13 protein-coding genes and 1 pseudogene are annotated in these 18084 nt (G+C 59.8%); 6 read left to right on the forward strand and 8 right to left on the reverse strand.

Annotated elements, in window-relative coordinates; genetic code table 11:
* Positions 1–93 precede the first annotated feature (93 nt).
* From ileS to AC27VO_RS09025, 5 genes and pseudogenes are all read left to right on the forward strand, one after another.
* Entirely contained in the window at positions 94–2949 is a 2856-nt protein-coding gene (gene ileS / locus AC27VO_RS09005) for an isoleucine--tRNA ligase (protein WP_488666362.1), read from the forward strand.
* 151 nt (positions 2950–3100) lie between these two features.
* On the forward strand, positions 3101–3622 hold the full coding sequence (lspA, locus tag AC27VO_RS09010) for a signal peptidase II (RefSeq protein WP_488666363.1): 522 nt from the start codon (positions 3101–3103) through the stop codon (positions 3620–3622).
* Between the two features lie 206 nt (positions 3623–3828).
* Positions 3829–4251, forward strand: a pseudogene (locus tag AC27VO_RS09015) (flagellin N-terminal helical domain-containing protein); the annotation flags it as partial.
* Between the two features lie 596 nt (positions 4252–4847).
* Positions 4848–5516 (forward strand): flagellin, encoded by a 669-nt coding sequence (locus AC27VO_RS09020; RefSeq protein WP_488666364.1) that lies wholly within the window; start codon positions 4848–4850, stop codon positions 5514–5516.
* A 160-nt stretch (positions 5517–5676) separates the two neighbouring features.
* The gene (locus AC27VO_RS09025) at positions 5677–7329 is read left to right on the forward strand and encodes a Na/Pi cotransporter family protein (RefSeq protein WP_488666365.1); all 1653 of its coding nucleotides are present in this window, start codon (positions 5677–5679) and stop codon (positions 7327–7329) included.
* A 79-nt stretch (positions 7330–7408) separates the two neighbouring features.
* Here AC27VO_RS09025 and AC27VO_RS09030 read toward each other — a convergent pair whose 3' ends face one another.
* Both AC27VO_RS09030 and AC27VO_RS09035 read right to left on the reverse strand, forming a co-directional pair.
* Positions 7409–8212 (reverse strand): NUDIX hydrolase, encoded by an 804-nt coding sequence (locus tag AC27VO_RS09030; RefSeq protein WP_488666366.1) that lies wholly within the window; start codon positions 8210–8212, stop codon positions 7409–7411.
* 18 nt (positions 8213–8230) lie between these two features.
* The gene (locus AC27VO_RS09035) at positions 8231–9217 is read right to left on the reverse strand and encodes a quinone oxidoreductase family protein (protein WP_488666426.1); all 987 of its coding nucleotides are present in this window, start codon (positions 9215–9217) and stop codon (positions 8231–8233) included.
* A gap of 105 nt (positions 9218–9322) precedes the next feature.
* Between AC27VO_RS09035 and AC27VO_RS09040 the strand changes: the two genes are divergently transcribed.
* Positions 9323–10234, forward strand: coding sequence for a DMT family transporter (locus AC27VO_RS09040; RefSeq protein ID WP_488666367.1), 912 nt, complete (start codon positions 9323–9325; stop codon positions 10232–10234).
* 65 nt (positions 10235–10299) lie between these two features.
* Here the strand turns inward: AC27VO_RS09040 and AC27VO_RS09045 are convergent, their stop codons facing one another.
* From AC27VO_RS09045 to AC27VO_RS09070, 6 genes are all read right to left on the reverse strand, one after another.
* Positions 10300–11124, reverse strand: coding sequence for an SDR family oxidoreductase (locus AC27VO_RS09045; RefSeq protein WP_488666368.1), 825 nt, complete (start codon positions 11122–11124; stop codon positions 10300–10302).
* 20 nt (positions 11125–11144) lie between these two features.
* Positions 11145–12080, reverse strand: a complete 936-nt coding sequence (locus tag AC27VO_RS09050) for a DMT family transporter (protein WP_488666369.1) — start codon at positions 12078–12080, stop codon at positions 11145–11147.
* 54 nt (positions 12081–12134) lie between these two features.
* Positions 12135–13448 carry a DUF3422 family protein gene (locus AC27VO_RS09055; RefSeq protein ID WP_488666370.1) on the reverse strand — a complete coding sequence of 438 codons (1314 nt, stop codon included), beginning with the start codon at positions 13446–13448 and terminating at the stop codon, positions 12135–12137.
* Between the two features lie 190 nt (positions 13449–13638).
* Entirely contained in the window at positions 13639–15321 is a 1683-nt protein-coding gene (locus AC27VO_RS09060) for a methyl-accepting chemotaxis protein (RefSeq protein ID WP_488666371.1), read from the reverse strand.
* Positions 15322–15871: 550 nt separating this feature from the next.
* On the reverse strand, positions 15872–17383 hold the full coding sequence (locus AC27VO_RS09065; RefSeq protein ID WP_488666372.1) for a tripartite tricarboxylate transporter permease: 1512 nt from the start codon (positions 17381–17383) through the stop codon (positions 15872–15874).
* 21 nt (positions 17384–17404) lie between these two features.
* Positions 17405–17893 (reverse strand): tripartite tricarboxylate transporter TctB family protein, encoded by a 489-nt coding sequence (locus AC27VO_RS09070; protein ID WP_488666373.1) that lies wholly within the window; start codon positions 17891–17893, stop codon positions 17405–17407.
* Positions 17894–18084: the final 191 nt, after the last annotated feature.

The raw sequence follows: 18084 nt of genomic DNA on the forward strand, positions 1-18084 counted from the left end.
CCTTCGTCCGCTCGAGCGCTGGCAGCGCCCGGTGCTCCACCCTGCTTTTTACGCCCAGCTGCTTGCAGCTTGGCCTGCCCTCAAGGTTCCCCCATGTCTGAATCCAAATCGAACAAGCCCGAAGCGTCCGCCTACCGCGCCACGCTGAACATGCCCGACACCCCATTCCCGATGCGCGGCGACCTGCCCAAGCGCGAGCCCGCATGGGCCAAGCAATGGGGCGAGCAAGGCGTGTACAAAAAGCTGCGCGTCGCGCGTGCGGGTGCGCCCAAGTTCATCTTGCACGATGGCCCTCCCTACGCCAACGGCCAGATTCACATCGGCCACGCGGTGAACAAGGTGCTCAAGGACATGATCGTCAAGAGCCGCCAGCTGGAAGGCTTTGACGCGCTGTACGCACCGGGCTGGGACTGCCACGGTCTGCCGATCGAGAACGCCATCGAGAAGCTGCACGGCCGCAACCTGCCCCGCGACGAGATGCAAGCCAAGAGCCGCGCCTTTGCCACCGAGCAAATCGCGCAGCAGATGGTGGACTTCAAGCGTCTGGGTGTGTTGGGCGAATGGGACCATCCTTACAAGACCATGAACTACGCCAACGAGGCCGCCGAGCTGCGCGCCTTGAAGAAGGTGATGGAGCGTGGCTTTGTCTACCGTGGCCTCAAGCCCGTGTACTGGTGCTTTGACTGCGCCTCGTCCTTGGCTGAGTTCGAAATCGAATACCAGGACAAGAAGTCGCAGACGCTGGACGTAATGTTCCCCGCCGCTGACCCTGCCAAGCTGGCCACAGCCTTTGGCCTGCCTTCGCTGAACAAAGAAGCGTTTGTGGTGATCTGGACGACCACCGCATGGACGATTCCTGCCAACCAGGCGCTGAACGTCAACCCCGATCTGGAATACAGCCTGGTAGACACCGAGCGTGGCCTGCTGGTGCTGGCCTCGGCACTGGTCGAGAAGTGCCTGGCGCGCTGGAAGATCGAGGGCACCGTGGTGGCCACTGCCAAGGGCGAAAAGCTCGACCATATGCCCTTCAAGCACCCACTGGCCCATGTGGACAAGGGCTTTGACCGCATCTCGCCCGTGTACCTGGCCGAATACGCAACCGCCGAAGACGGCACGGGTATCGTGCACTCGGCGCCTGCCTATGGTGTGGATGACTTCAACTCCTGCATCAGCAATGGCATGGACTACAAGGACATCCTGAACCCCGTGCAAGGCAATGGCGTGTACGCGGCCGACCTGCCCATGTTCGGTGGCCAGCACATCTGGAAGGCTGTGCCCGTCATCTTGGACGCACTGAAGGTTGCCAACCGCCTGATGGACACCACCGGTCTGGAGCACAGCTACCCCCATTGCTGGCGCCACAAGACGCCCGTGATCTACCGCGCGGCGGCCCAGTGGTTCATCCGCATGGACGAAGGCGAAGGCGTGTTCACCGACCCCGCCCAAAAGCCTGCGCAAACGCTGCGCCAAATCGCGCTGGAAGCGATTGACCACACCAGCTTCTACCCCCAAAACGGCCAGGACCGCCTGCGCGCCATGATCGCCGGACGTCCGGACTGGTGCATCTCGCGCCAGCGCTCGTGGGGCGTGCCTATTCCCTTCTTCCTGCATGTGGACACCGGTGCTTTGCACCCCCGCACCATGGAGATCATCGACCAGGCCGCGGCCATGATCGAGACCGGCGGTATCGAGGCTTGGAGCCGCGTGACCACCGAAGAAATCCTGGGCGCTGAAGAAGCCCAGCACTACACCAAGAGCACCGACATCTTGGAGGTGTGGTTCGACTCCGGCTCCACCTTCTGGCACGTGCTGCGCGGCACCCATCCCGAGCACCACCATGACCAAGGCCCCGAGGCCGATCTGTACCTGGAAGGCCACGACCAGCACCGCGGCTGGTTCCACAGCTCGCTGCTGCTGGCATCTGCCATCTTTGGCCGTGCGCCCTATCGCGGCCTGCTGACCCACGGTTTTACCGTGGACGGTCAGGGCAAGAAGATGTCCAAGTCCGTGGGCAACACTGTGGCACCACAAGACGTGTCCAACAAAATGGGCGCGGAAATCATCCGTTTGTGGGTGGCATCGACCGATTACTCGGGCGACCTGGGTATCGACGACAAGATCCTGGCCCGTGTGGTGGACAGCTACCGCCGCATCCGCAACACGCTGCGCTTCTTGCTGGCCAACACCAGCGACTTTGACGTGGCCACCGATGCCGTCGCCTACGACGACATGCTGGAGATCGACCAGTACGCGCTGGCGCGTGCGGCCGAGCTGCAAAAGGAAATTCTGGGCCACTACAAGGTCTATGAATTCCACCCCGTGGTCGCCAAGATTCAGCTGTTCTGCTCGGAAGACCTGGGCGGCTTCTATCTGGATGTACTCAAGGACCGCCTGTACACCAGCGCCCCCAAGAGCTTGGCCCGCCGCTCGGCCCAGACCGCACTGCACCAGATCACCCACGCGCTGCTGCGCTGGATGGCGCCTTTCCTGTCGTTCACGGCGGAAGAAGCGTGGAAGATTTTTGGCCACAGCGAATCCATCTTCTTGGAACAGTTCACCGACCTGCCCGAAGGCAGCGAAGCCCTGTTGGCCAAGTGGAAGCGCCTGTGCGAGATCCGCAACGTGGTCAACAAGGACATCGAAGTGGTGCGCGGCACCGGCGCGGTGGGCTCGTCCCTGCAAGCCGAAGTCACGCTGACCGCTGAGCCTGAAGACCTGGCCCTGCTGCAAAGCCTCAAGGATGACCTGAAATTCGTCTTCATCACCTCCGCCGCCACAGCGGTGGCTGGCGATGCACTGACCACCACCGTCAAGGCCAGCGAGCACGCCAAGTGCGAGCGCTGCTGGCACTACCGCGACGATGTGGGCGTGAACCCTGCCCACCCCACCCTGTGCGGCCGTTGCGACAGCAACCTGCACGGCGCCGGTGAAGTGCGCAACAAGGCTTAAACCGCCCCAGCCTGGGCGCTCTTGAATACACAAAAACAAGAGCGCCTTGCGCTGGAATTTGCTGCACCTCAGACAGTTTTTTCTATGAATTGCAGCAATCACCAGCGCTAGCAGCTATCTTTTTTAGTTTCTACCGACAAAGGCGCGATCCATGAGTTCTCCGGCTTCCCTCCCCAGTGGTGCCACCCGCAAGCCCGCTTATTGGCCATGGCTGGTGTGGGCCCTGGTGTTGATCGTGGTGGATCAGTTCACCAAACAGTGGATTTTGAGCTTCTACGAATACGGTGACTGGACGCCCATTACCGGCTTCTTCAACATCGTGCGCGCGCACAACACGGGCGCTGCGTTCTCGTTCCTGGCCGAGCACGGTGGCTGGCAGCGTTGGCTGTTTGTCGGTATTGGCGCAGTCGCCACGCTGCTGATCGTCTGGCAGCTGCGCAAACACCCACAGCAGAAGTTTTTCTGCTTTGCCATCTCCTGCATCTTGGGCGGCGCCTTGGGCAATGTGATCGACCGCCTGCAGCACGGCTATGTGGTGGACTTTCTCGACTTTCACTGGGCAGGCTCGCACTACCCGGCCTTCAACGTGGCCGACATTGCCATCTGCGTCGGCGCTGCCTGCCTGATCCTCGATGAGGTGCTGCGCGCGCGCCGGGCGAAATCTCCCGCCTGATTGCGCGATCAAGCCACACCCCAGAGCCCGCGTTGTGCGGGCTTTTTTGATCCTGCGGCCCTTTATTTGTAACTCGCTTGTCGACAAGTGTTTCAGTTTATGTCTTCGCTGCCGACAAACGAACAAGCCCGTTATTTATACGTACGACGGGCTGAGTGTGTGCTGACGCAGGGAGGCACGCACTACGGACAACGCAAGAGGTGCCCATGGCTATGGGCATCAATACCAATCTTGCCTCGATCAATGCACAGAGGATGCTGAGCCACTCACAGAGTGGACTGGCCACCTCCATGCAAAGGCTGTCTAGCGGGTTACGCGTGAACTCCGCGAAAGACGATGCTGCAGGGCTTGCCATTGCAGAGCGTATGCACAGCCAGATCAGAGGCATGAACCAAGCAGCAAGAAATGCCAATGACGGCATCTCACTGCTACAGACCGCTGAAGGTGCGAGCAGCAAAATCACGGACATGCTGCAGCGCATGCGTGAATTGGCCGTGCAGTCCATCAATGCCACCAACAGTGCCGCTGACCGCAAAGCACTGCAGGCAGAGGTGACGCAGCTCAAGCTAGAGATTGACCGCGTGGGGCAGACGAGCAAGTTCAACGGTCAGTATGTGTTTGACCCCAGCCGCAAACCTGCTGCGGGTGGTGACCCGGATGCCGAAGCGCTCATGGCCAAACTCAAAGGTGGCTGGCTGGCGCAGGCGGAGGCCGTCATCCAAGAGGCCTATGGCATCACGCCCAGTGTCAGCATCAACATGCCGGTCAATCTCACCTCTGAATCCGATGGCCCTGGCAACACTGCAGCATTCGTCCGATCCGGCACTATCGCAGGACAAGGGCCCGCGGTCAGCGTGGAGCTTTTCATTGACATGGCGGACTACGCAGGCATGGGTGACGATGAGGCCCAGCAAATTCTGACCCATGAAATGGTGCATGCAGTCATGGCACGGGGGGAGAGCTGGTCTCACATCCAAGGCAACAAGTGGCTGGTTGAAGGTGCGGCCGAGTTCATCTACGGTGCCAATAGCCGCGTGGCAGTCCATGGCTGGAATACCATGAACAACCCAAACATCTTTGACACTTGGGGGGGGGCAGCAGTGAAGATTACGCGGCAGGCTATGTCGCCGTACGCTCCTTGCACGAGTCCATCAAAGCGGCGACCAACGGCAGCAAAGACTTCACAGATCTGCTGCAACTGTTGCAAACCACAGAGCAACTCAGCTTGGATGCTGCGATCCAGAACGTCACCGGCAATATGCTGACACTCAGCGATTTCAAGACGGCGCACACCCAGCTGGTGAGCAGCCCAACCCCTCCGACTTGGCTGGATCTGACCAATGCGGACTCCGGCTCAGTGAGTGGCTCCGACGCCAACGGAGGCACCGGGCCATCCAAGACGGCGATTGCGGCAGTCACCCCCAACGCAAGCACGGGTCCAGACATGGCCAAATTCACCGGCATCTGGGAGGATCTGGGCGGAGGTAGCAGCGGAATGGCCAACCAGCTTGGCTTTCAGGTAGGTGCCAATGCCGGAGACTACGTCTATACCAGCGTGGGGGCCATGAACCTCGGCGCCCTGGGGCTAGAAAAGCTCGACATCAGCGCCGCAGCCAGTGCCACCGCGGCACTGGGCTTGCTCGACAAAGCCATTGACTATGTCAGCAGCCAACGCGGTGCCATGGGCGCACTGATGTCACGCTTTGAAAACATCATTGCCACGCTGCAAATCAGCAGTGAAAACGCGTCCGCCAGTCGGGGGCGCATCATGGATACGGACTTTGCCGTGGAAACAGCCCAACTCAGTCGCTCGCAAATTCTGCAGCAAGAGGGTACCGCCATGGTGGCGCAAGCCAACCAGGCCCCCCGCAGTGTGCTGACGCTGCTGCAATAGATAGCCCACCCCCATAAAAAAGCAGGCACAAAGCCTGCTTTTTTTATGGCGTAGCCACGGCTTTTTTATTCAAAATATTCCGCACCGTGCGTTATTGCGCAAAAAATCCGCACATTTCAGCAGCACAGCGTATATTCCTTGGCTCCTTGTCAGAGCACCCATGAAGCATTTACTCAATCTCTTAGCCGCCATTGCCCTGCTTGTCTGGGGCACCCAGCTGGTTCGCACCGGCGTTCTGCGCGTTTTTGGCGCCAACTTGCGCCAATTTATCTCGCATGGCGTCAGCAATCGGCTCAAGGCCGTGCTCTCGGGCATTGGTGTGACGGCGATTGTGCAATCCAGCACCGCGACTGCGCTCATCGTGTCCTCGTTTGTGGGGCAGGGCATGGTCTCGCTGACGGCTGCGCTGGCGGTGATGCTGGGGGCCGATGTGGGCACCAGCGTCATGGCGGTGGTGTTTTCGCTGGACCTTTCGTGGCTGTCGCCGCTGTTCATCTTTGTCGGCGTGGTGATGTTCATCTCGCGCCAAGACACCACGGTGGGCCGCGTAGGCCGCGTCTTTATTGGACTGGGGCTGATGCTGCTGGCGCTGCGTCTGATTACCGAATCCACCACGGTCCTGACCCAAAGCCCCACCATGCTGACCCTGCTGGAAGCCGTGACCAGCGACATCACCATGGAAGTGCTAACGGGCGCCATCATCTCCATCATCTCGTACTCCAGCCTGGCCACCGTGCTGCTGGTGGCCACGCTGGCCGCCTCGGGCGGTATTCCAGTCGATGTGGCGTTGGGGCTGGTGATTGGTGCCAACCTGGGTAGCGGCTTGCTGGCCGTGCTGACCACCTTGAAGGCGAATGTGCAGACACGCCAGGTGCCCCTGGGCAATCTGATGTTCAAGATGGTGGGCGTGGTGCTGATGATTCCGCTGATTGGCCCATGGAACGAACATGTGCGCGCGCTGGCACCCGATGTGGGCACGCTGGTGGTGATGTTCCACCTGGCATTCAACACCGTGGTGGCAGTGGTGTGTATCTTGTTGACCGGCAAGATTGCCATGCTGGTGGAAAAAATTCTGCCCGTGAAAGTGGCATCGCCCTCCTCCAGCCGGCCGCACCACCTGGATGCCTCGGCACTGAGCACACCGTCGCTGGCCATCTCTTGCGCTGCGCGCGAAGCGCTGCACCAGGCCGACGTGGTGGAATCCATGCTGCTGGGCCTGCAACGCGTATGGCAAACCGATGACCAGAAACTCGCGCAGGACCTGCGCCAGCTGGACGATGAGGTCGACGACCTATACTCGGCCATCAAGTACTACATGACCAAGATCTCGCGCGCCGAACTCGATGAGCGCGAAGGCCGCCGCTGGACCGACATCATCAGCTTCACCATCAATATGGAACAGGTCGGTGACTTGGTGGAGCGCGTGCTGCAGGACGTGGAAGACAAGAAGATCAAGAAGGGGCGCCAGTTCTCGCAGGCCGGGCTCGAAGAAATCAACCGCATGCATGGCCACCTAGTGGCCAACCTGCGCTTGGCCATGAGCGTGTTCCTCAACGGCAATGTGCGCGATGCGCAAAAGCTGCTGGAAGAAAAAGCCCGTTTTCGCGATCTGGAGCTGGCCTACTCGGCCACCCACCTGGATCGACTGTCAGACAACACGGTGCAGAGCATTGAAACCAGCTCGCTGCACATTGACCTGATCAGCGACCTCAAGCGCATCAACTCGCTGCTGTGCTCGGTGGCCTATCCGATTCTGGAGTCGGCCGGCGCGCTGGCCCCCAGCCGCTTGCGCGAGCCGCTGGAACACCGTTGAAGCCCCTGCATGCTGTGATGCCACCGCCCACCAAAAAAGCCGCTCAGAGAGCGGCTTTTTGTATGGCTGCGCTGTGTCCTTACAGCTGCAGATAGTCCGCCAGCACGAGGGTGGCTTCCGGGGTGAACTGCCCCTGCTCCAGCCACGCCATCAGCGTGGCCCGGTCAATGCATTGGAACTGCTGCACCTCACCGTCCTGGTTCTTTGGCACCAGGTCTTGCGGCACGGTGGCGCTGAACCAGTCAATGCGCTCACGCATATAAGCCACACCGCCTTTGACTTCGTCGCTGGGGCAGGCAAACGCAACCTGGCCACCATGCTGCAACTGTTCCAGCTGCAGCACATCCAGGCCAGCCTCTTCCAGCGTTTCACGCGCCAACGCTTGCGCCAGGGTATCTGCAGCCGACACCATGCCGCCCATCAGCGTGTCCCACTTGTTGGGGTGGTTGGGTTTCTTTTTGCTGCGCTGCTGCACCCACATGCGCCCATCCGGCGCCAGGCCGATCAGGTGCACAGCATGCGTGCTGACGCCCAGCACGCGCACCGCGCCCCGCTCCACCGTGGCCACGCGCTGCCCCTGCGGGGTGCACACGGCAATCTGTTCATTGCGCCACGGGCCGCTGCGGCCTTTCTCGCGCAGCAGCTGCGCCAGAGCATTGAGGCCAAAACTGGCATCGGGGGCCACAAAACTCCATGCTTCACCCAGGCCCGGGGTCTTTTTGTGCGTAAAAGTGATGCGTTGCCCGCGCAGGAAATCTACGTCCACACTCTCCAAAAAGCCTTGCGCAACCGTCCCGATCACCTGCCCATTCCACAGCAGCGGCATGCGCGGCTGGGCGGGCGAGCGTTGCGCATCATCACGTAGTTTTTCCAACCAATTCATCGTCTCTCCTCCTGGGCCTTACACGGTCAAGATGGTGGATCCCGTGGTTTGCCGTGCCTCGAGTGCTTCGTGCGCAGCGCGCGCATCTTCCAATGCGTAGCGCTGGGCAATATGGATCTTGACCTTACCGCTGGTGACCACTTCGAACAAATCGTCGGCCATAGCCTGTGTGGCTACACGGCTATGGGCATAGACAAAGATGCTGGGCCGTGTCAGGTACAGCCCCTTGGGGGCCAGCGCCGCCAGACTGATGGCCGGCACCGCCCCCGAGGCATTGCCGAACGACACCATCAAGCCAAAACGACGCAGACAGGCCAGCGAGCCTTCCCAGGTGTCCTTGCCCACGCTGTCGTAGACCACTTTCACACCCTGGCCTTCGGTGATTTCCGCCACCCGGGCCGCAAAGTCTTCACTGCGGTAATTGATAGCGTGCGCCGCCCCATTGGCAAGGGCTAGCTGGCATTTTTCGTCACTACCGGCTGTGGCAATCAGCTGCAGCCCCAGCGCCTTGGCCCACTGGCAGGCAATCAGCCCGACCCCACCGGCTGCGGCATGAAACAGCACATGGTCACCCGACTGCAGACCTTCTGCGGGAATGCACTGCTTGAGCAGGTACTGCACCGTCAGCCCCTTGAGCATCATGGCTGCACCGGTTTCAAAGCTGATGCTGTCCGGCAGCTTGCACACATGGGTGGCCGGCATCACCCTGCGCTCGCAGTAGCTGCCCGGCGGGTTGCTGGCGTACGCCACACGGTCACCGATTTGGAGATGGGAGACCCCGTCGCCAACGGCCTCGACCACCCCAGCAGCCTCCATGCCCAGCTGCAGCGGCAGGGGCAAGGCGTACAGGCCAGAGCGCTGGTACACATCAATAAAATTCAGCCCCACCGTGTGGTGGCGCAACAAAACTTCTCCGGCAGCGGGTTGCCCCACGTCTCGCGTCACAACGGTCAAAACTTCTGCGCCACCGTTGCGCGTGATCTGAACGGCTTTGCTGGTGGTCATCCCCATGCTGATCTGTCTCCTTTTAGGCTTCATTGGCTGGCAAGCCTTCCATCCTGCCATGTCTGTGACGCACCACGATGACACAGGCAGGCTACCATTCCGAGGATGAGTTCCCCATTGACATTCCGCACGGTTGCCATGCTGACGCTGGCACCCCTGTTGTGGGCAGGCAATGCCATTGTTGGCCGCCTGGTGCACGACCTGATTTCCCCCTTCACCCTCAACCTGGTGCGCTGGTGCATCGCCTTTGTGCTGCTGCTGCCCTTGGCTGGCCATGTCTTACGCAAAAACAGTGCCATCTGGCAGTCCTGGAAGCAGTACGCCGTGCTAGGTGTGCTCGGTATTGGCAGCTACAACGCGCTGCTGTACCTGGCGCTCAAGACCTCTTCACCGCTGAATGTGACGCTGGTAGGCTCCAGCATGCCGATCTGGATGCTGGTGATTGGGCGCATCTGGTTTGGCACCGCCATCAGTGGCCGCCAGGCGGCAGGGGCGGTGCTGTCGGTACTCGGCGTGGCCGTGGTACTCAGCCGCGGCGATGCCCAGCAGCTGCTGGGCCTGCAGCTGGTGCCCGGTGACTGGTTCATTTTGCTGGCCACCATCGTCTGGTCGCTCTACAGCTGGCTGCTGGCTCGCAGTGCGCAGACCATGCCCAGCCAGGCCGAGGTGCGCAGCAACTGGGCCGCCTTTCTGATGGCGCAGATGGTGTTTGGCATTGCCTGGTCGGCCCTGCTGGCCGGTGGCGAAGCAGTGGCCGGTGACCTGGTGCTGCAACCCAGCTGGACGCTGGCAGCCGCCATGCTGTTCATCGTGGTGGGGCCAGCCATTTTGGCCTACCGCTGCTGGGGGGAAGGCGTGCGTCATGCTGGCCCGGCCACCGCAGGCTTTTTTGCGAACCTGATTCCGCTGTTCACCGCCCTGCTGTCCATCCCCATCCTGGGGCAGATACCGCAGCTCTACCACGCGCTGGCGTTTGCGCTGATTGTGGGCGGCATCGTGGTCTCGTCGCGCCGCTGATCCGCAGCGTTTTCCCCATCAAAAAAGGCAGCCTGGGCTGCCTTTTTTGATGCTGTGACTGCCGCTCAGAACGTGCCGCCGAACAGACCGCCGTCGGGCAGGATGTTCTGGCCCGTCATATAGCCCGCGTGCTGGCTGCACAGGAAGGCGCAGATTGCCCCAAACTCTTCGGCATTGCCAAAGCGTTTGGCCGGAATTTGCGCCTGCTGCGCGCTGCGAATCGCATCCAGCGCCTTGCCACTCTTGGCCGCCGCCGCTTGGTGGGTGGCCGCCAGACGGTCGGTGTCGAACTTGCCTGGCAGCAGGTTGTTGATGCTCACGCCCTGGCCCGCAATGCCCGAACGTGCCAGGCCCGCCACAAAGCCCGTCAGGCCGGTGCGCGCGCCGTTGGACAGACCCAGGATGTCAATCGGCGCCTTCACCGCGCTGGAGGTGATGTTGACGATGCGGCCAAAACCGCGCGCTGCCATACCGTCCACCGTGGCTTTGATCAGCTCAATCGGGGTGAGCATATTGGCGTCCACCGCCTTGATCCAGGCCTCGCGGTCCCAGTCGCGGAAGTCGCCCGTCGGCGGGCCACCGGCATTGGTCACCAGAATGTCGAAATCAGTGCCCGGGCCACCCGCCACGCTGAACACGGCCGCACGTCCTTCGGCACTGGTGATATCGCAGGCCACAGTCAGAACTTGAGCAGCTTTTTGGCCGCTAGCGCTTGCCAGCTCTGCGCTGATAGCTCTCAATTGCGCAGCTGCTTCTTGCAGCGCCACATCGTTGCGGGCGTTGATCACCACGTGCACGCCTTCTTGCACCAGGGCCTTGGCGCAGCCAAAACCCAGGCCTTTGCTGGCACCACACACCAGCGCCCACTTGCCCGAAATACCCAATTCCATACCGTTTGCTCCTTGCTGTTTTACTTGCCCACACCGGGTTTGCGTGCCCAGCGTGTAAATACAAAAATGCCCACCATCACCAGGCTGGTGCCCGCCACCATAAAGGTGTTGATCGGCTCACCGAGCAGCCACACGCCCATCAGAATGGTGGACAGCGGGCCAACCATGCCCGTCTGCGCCGTCATGCCAGCGCCGATGCGCTCGATCGCCATCATCACCATCAACACCGGTGCCACGGTACAGGCCGTTGCGTTGAGCAGGGAGAGCCACAGCACCTGCGGCGCGACCTGCATGGCGGACAGCGGCTGCGTGAGCAGAAACTGCGCAATGCAGAAAAAGCACGCGGCGCTGGAGGCCAGGCCCACCAGCCGCAGCGAGCCCAGGCGCTTGACCATCTCACCGCTGTAGACCATGTAGATGGCGTAGCTGATGGCACTGGCCAGCACCAGCAGGCTGCCCAGCACCACATCGCTGCCCTGCACGCCCACTTCATGGCCAAATACCAGCAGCACGCCGCAATAGCTCAGCAGCATGCCCGCAAACTGCCCCCAGGTGATGCCGCGCCGGTAGACCACCCAGCCAAAGATCACCACCAAGGTGGGGTTGAGGTACAGAATCAATCGCTCCAGCGCCGCCGTGATGTAGGCCAGCCCAGCAAAGTCCAGGTAGCTGGCCAGGTAGTAGCCCGAAAAGCCCAGCCCCAGCACGCCCAGCCAGTCCTTGCGTGTCAGCGCCGCCTGGCCGCGCCCGGCCCACCAGGCCATGCCGATAAACACGGGCAGTGCAAACAGCATGCGGTACATCAGCAGCGTGACGGCATCGACGCCATAGCGGTAGGCCAGCTTGACGATGATGGCTTTGCCGCTGAAAGCCATCGCACCCAGCACGGCTAGCGTCAGGCCAATTGCTCTTCTTTTCTGAGCTTTTTGCGCTTGCAAATCCTGCACTTCAGACACTTTTATCTTTCAAACTCAGTCAACACGAGCACTATGCGCTCCTGTTTTTAAACATCAGTGCTTGTGGCCAAACAACTTGTGGTGCAGGCGGCGCAGTGACCACCACACGCTAAAAGCCACCACCGGAATGGCAATGGCGGCCGTGATCTCCGGCGACAGCGGCCAGCCCAGTTTTTGCGCGCCCTTGGTCAGGTAGCTGATGAGGCCGGTGATGTAGTAGGTGATGGCCGCCACAGACAACCCTTCCACCGTGGACTGCAGCTTCAGCTGCATGCCCTGGCGGTCGTTCATGGAGGCCAGAATCTCTTGGTTGCTTTGCTGCTGCTCGATCTCCACCCGCGTGCGCAGCAAATTGCTCACGCGCGAGACGCGCTGCGACAGCGCATTCTGGCGGTGCACCGCCCACTCGCAGGTGCTGCGCGCGGGCGACAGGCGTCGCTCCATGAATTCCTGCATGGTCAGCAGGCCCGACAGGCGCTCTTCACGCAGATCGTGGATGCGCTTGTCCACCAACTCAAAATACGCCTTGCTGGCCGAAAAGCGCGAATGGGTGGCCGCGTACTCGCTCTCCACCTGCCCGGCCAGGCGTGTCAGGCGGTCCAACAGCTCAGGCTCATCGTCGCGCTGTGCTTCGCGGATGGCTTGCGCCAGCTCGGCCAGCTCTTTCTCTGCGGTTCCCAGCACCACGGCTGCCTTGCGCGCCGCAGGCAAGCCCAGTAGCGCTGCCATGCGGTAGGTTTCAATTTCCAGCACACGCTGCACCAGGCGCCCCAGGCGGCGTGAGCTGATGCTGTCTGATGGTTTGACCAGCATGCGCGAGTAACCGTCGGCATGGATGGCGAAATCTGTGCACACCTCGGTGTGGCCCACGTGCACGGCAGCCCCCGCCAAGGTGTCGTCGTTGAGCATCTGCTGCACCAGGTGCTTGATGCCACGGTGCTCACACTGCGCATCTTTCACGATCCACAGGTGCACGCTGCTCAGGCACAGGCCCGGCAAATCTTTGAGCCACTGCTGCGGCACGGCCTCGATGGCGGTGGCGGGCGCCCGCACATCCAGCGCCGCATCGGCAGGCAGGGGCACCATGAAGGTCCAGCAGACAAACTCCGTATGCAACTCCCAGCGCAGGCGGAACGCGCCAAAGTCCATGCGCAGGTGTGTGCAGTCGGCATCCGGGCCAGTGCGGTGGTGGTCATGCATCAGCGCCGCCAGGTGGGCACGGCTGGCTTCGCGCTGCGCCGCATCGGTCCACATCACCACATGGGTGATGGCAGCCGGTCCGTGTAGGGGCTCTGCGGGGCGGGCATGGACCTCGTTGTGCAACAAGGCGCGTAAAGGGTGCTGGAGAGGTTGAGGCAAGACAGGCATGACAATCCGGGCAACGGCAAACAGTTGCTTATTGTGGGGCTTTCCCTAGGTCTGCGTCAGCACAAACAACGCAGGCCTGCATCGCGGCTACCTCACATGGTTCTGCACATTCGCGTGCCATCAGTTTGACCTGAAGATATGACAAAGCCCCGACCAGCGGGGCTTTGTAGGCTTTGTCTTTTAGAGCACCTTAAAAAGATTCCCATTCGTCATGGGTACTTGCAGCGGGCGCTGGTTTGGGCAAGCTGGGCGATACGGCCTCTTTGTGCTTTTTAACTGCAGTCACTTGACTGGCAGGACGCTGCGCGCTGCTCGGCGTTGTCGAGATAGTGGAATCTGTACGAAAACCCGCTCCACGATGGTTCATAGACGGCGTGCGCATTACAGCACTGGCGGGTCCCACATCAAACACGGACACCGTCTGCAGCAGATGCGCTGCTTGGTCACGCATGGCATTGGCTGCAGCGCTGGACTCTTCGACCAAGGCGGCATTTTGCTGGGTCATCTGATCAAGGCTGTTCACCGCCTGATTGATCTCACTGAAAGATTGCTGTTGCTCGTTCGCAGAAGCAGTGATCTCACCGATCAAGTCTGTCACGCGACGAACGCTGGACACAATCTCCAGCATGCTATCGCCGGCTTGACCAACCTGCACGGAACCAGCGTCGACATTGCTCACGCTGTCAGAAATCAAGGCCTTGATCTCTTTGGCCGCCTCTGCGCTGCGGCCGGCCAAAGAGCGCACCTCACCAGCGACAACCGCAAATCCACGGCCTTGCTCGCCGGCACGTGCTGCTTCCACAGCGGCATTCAAGGCCAAGATATTCGTCTGGAAAGCAATGCCATCAATCACACCGATGATGTCGCCAATCTTGCGGCTGGAGGCATTGATCTGCTCCATGCTTTGCACCACCTGCTGCACGACCACACCGCCGCGCTCTGCTGCCTTCACAGCGGTAGCTGCCAGTTGCTGCGCCTGACGGGAGGTTTCCGCAGCCTGGCTGACGCCCATAGTCATCTGCTCCACACTGGCCGCTGTTTGCTGCAAGCTGGAAGCCGACTGCTCAGTGCGTGCCGACAGATCCTGATTCCCCGACGCAATCTGCCCTGCGGCCGACGAAACAGCATCCACCCCCACACGAACCTCACCCACCACGCTGCGCAGGCGGCCCGCCATTTTTTCTAGCGCGCTCAGCAACTGACCAAACTCATCCTTGCGATCAGTTTGCACCACCACAGTCAGCTTGCCTTCGCCAATAGCTTCCGTCACCTTCACAGCTTCTTGCAAAGGCTTGGAAACAGTCCCCACCAACCAGTAAGCCAGCAAGACGCCCACCACCAGCAGCACGGCACTCACACTCCAGCCAATCAAGATGCTTTGTTCGCGTCGCAGCTGCGCGTCCTGAATCACTACCGCTTGCTGATCCCGCAAATACTTAACCATTCCATCAAAGGATTGGTAGTACGCATCTGCACCACTGGCATACGGTCCAAAGGCAAACGCTGCCCGCGCGTTGTAGTCATCGACATCCAGATTCTTTTCGGATTCCACTCGCAAATCACGCAAGTCCTTGCGGATTCTGAGCAGCTTTTCAAACTCAGCGCGCTCACCATCTGTGGTGAATATTTTTTCAATGTCGGCAAACGCATCCACGGTCACCTTCGCATTGACCGTCAAACGCTTGCGTAGCTCTGCCTGCACCTGTGGCTCATTCGTGGCAAATTGCGCAATGCCGATCTCAGAAGCCGCCAGTGCCGTGCCGCGCAAATGCTGGACCGCTGCAATCTTGCGCTCGATTTGCTGCAGGTCTTGCCGGGACTCTTCCATCACCTTTTCGGTATTGCTGCGCACCCAGAGGTTGGATATCAGCATGATCACCAGCAAGCCCAAGATAGTTGCCCACAATTTGGGCGCCATACGTACGTTATTTAGATTCACCAAAAAACTCTCTCGAAAGACTCAGAGCATGGGCATGCCACAGCCATGCATGAAAAATGCCAAGAGCCTCCGAAATCATGACCAGCCTCTCTGCAGTGCATCGCCACGTGCAAACATGTCTGCGCGCGTCAATCTCTCATCTTGCAACTCGGCCACCTTGCACGCTGTTTACAGCAGCGCCGTCAAATCCGTAGCTTTGCGCCCCAAGCTTTCACACAGGTGCGCCCTCAGCAACGCTGATTATTGCGTATATTTTGTTACAAATGAGGGTATACACCAATTCATCGTGCACATGAATCGTCCCTGCAATGCGTGATTTCTGAAAACTCACAAGCTCTGCATTAAAAAATTGGTATGCACATGCATCAGGATCATCGCGACGAGGAATCTAGTCACTGATGCGTTATCTGGTCTATCGAAAACCCATGAACCCATAAAAAAAGCACCCCGAAGGGTGCTTTTTAGGCAGGGCTTGAAAGCCGCGTCATTCTTCCACAAACGCTTCTTCGCGCTTGTTCTTCACTGCAGGCAAGCACACGATGATCAGCAAGATCACAGCCAGGGCCAGCATCACGGCAGAAATAGGACGTGTCACAAACACGCTCCAGTCACCACGCGACAGCAGCAGTGCACGACGCAGGTTTTCTTCCATCATTGGGCCCAAGATGAAGCCCAGCAGCAGCGGCGCAGGCTCGGTACCCAGCTTGTAGAACAGATAGCCGATGAAACCGAAGATACCCACCAACCACACGTCGAACTCGGAGTTCTTGGTGCCGTACACACCCACCGCACAGAACAGCACGATGGCAGGGAACAGCCAGCGGTAAGGCACGCTCAGCAGCTTGATCCACATGCCAATCATGGGCAGGTTCAAGATGATCAGCATGGCGTTACCAATCCACATCGAAGCGATCAGACCCCAGAACAGTTCTGGGTTGCTGGTCATCACCTGAGGACCAGGCTGGATGTTGTGGATGGTCATTGCACCCACCATCAGCGCCATCACGGCGTTAGGTGGGATACCCAATGTCAGCAGCGGAATGAACGATGTCTGCGAACCCGCGTTGTTAGCGGCTTCAGGCGAAGTCACACCACGGATATTGCCTTGACCGAAAGGAACTTCACCAGCCTTGAGCTTGGTCTTCTTTTCCAGTGTGTAGGCAGCAAACGCCGACAACATCGCACCGCCACCAGGCAAGATACCCAGGGCCGAACCCAGCACCGTACCGCGCACCATGGCAGGGAACATCAGCTTGAAGTCTTCTTTGGAAGGCATCAGGCCAGTCACCTTGGCGGTGAACACTTCGCGCTCGTCGTCAGGCTTGGACAGGTTGGCAATGATTTCACCGTAACCGAACACACCCATGGCGATCACGACGAAGTCGATACCGTCGGTCAATTCAGGAATGTCAAAGCTGTAGCGTGCGACACCGGAGTTCACGTCGGTGCCGATCATGCCGAACAGCAGACCCAGCACGATCATGCCGATCGCCTTGAGCAGCGAACCCGAAGCCAGCACCACTGCACCAATCAGGCCCAAGACCATCAGCGAGAAGTACTCGGCAGGGCCGAACATGAAGGCCACTTCGGTCAGTGGAGGTGCAAAGGCTGCCAGGATAACGGTACCCACGCAACCCGCAAAGAACGAGCCGATACCAGCCGCAGCCAGCGCAGGGCCTGCACGGCCCTTGCGCGCCATCTGGTAGCCGTCAATCATCGTCACCACGGAAGAGGACTCACCGGGCAAGTTCACCAAAATAGCAGTGGTCGAACCACCGTACTGGGCACCGTAGTAAATACCGGCCAGCATGATCAACGCAGCCACGGGGGGCAGCGAGTAAGTGGCAGGCAGCAACATGGCGATGGTCGCCACTGGGCCCAGGCCCGGCAAGATGCCGATCAGCGTACCCAATACGCAGCCGATCAGGCAGTACAGCAGATTCTGGGCGGTAAACGCAACGCCAAAACCCAACGATAAATGTTCAAGCAATTCCACGATCTGTATCTCCTGGCGCGATTAGCCAACGATGAAGGTAGGCCACACGGGGAACTGCAGGTTCAGCGCCCACACGAACACGGCATAGCTGCCAACCGCCAAGACCAAGGAAAGGATCAGTACTTCCTTCCAATTGACGGCGGAGCCAGCAGCACTGGCAATGAACACCAATGCGATGATGGCAACCATCAAGCCTAAGCCGGGGATGCCCAGTGCAGGCACACCCACCAACAAGATGCCGAAGGCAAAGTTGGCGGCCAAAATGAAGAACACTTGCTTCCACGCCCACTTGCCGATGGGATCTCCATCGTCAGGACCACTGACTGTGGCCTTGAACGAGATAGCCAGGCCAATCAAAGCCAAGATCACGCCCAGAATCAGCGGGAAGTAGCCAGGCCCCATACGGGCACCAGTGCCGACGTTGTATTCCATAGCGCCGATGGCAAAAGCGCCACCCACGACCAAATACATCAGTCCAGCAAAAAAGTCTTTTTGACTCTTGATTTTCACGAAACGTCTCCCAAGAGAGGATTTACGACCGATGGAATTCTGTAAGCAAACTTACGTGAAATTGATGTGGATTCCACCTACAAAATCGCCGATATGGCACGCACGTTCGTGTGTTTTTTAGGCGTTTACCCTTGAAAAACGTGGATGTAAGCAGTCACGCTCCCGCATTTATGGCGGAGTGATGCACGGCC

Source organism: Comamonas sp. 14P8.1.4, assembly GCF_057799285.1.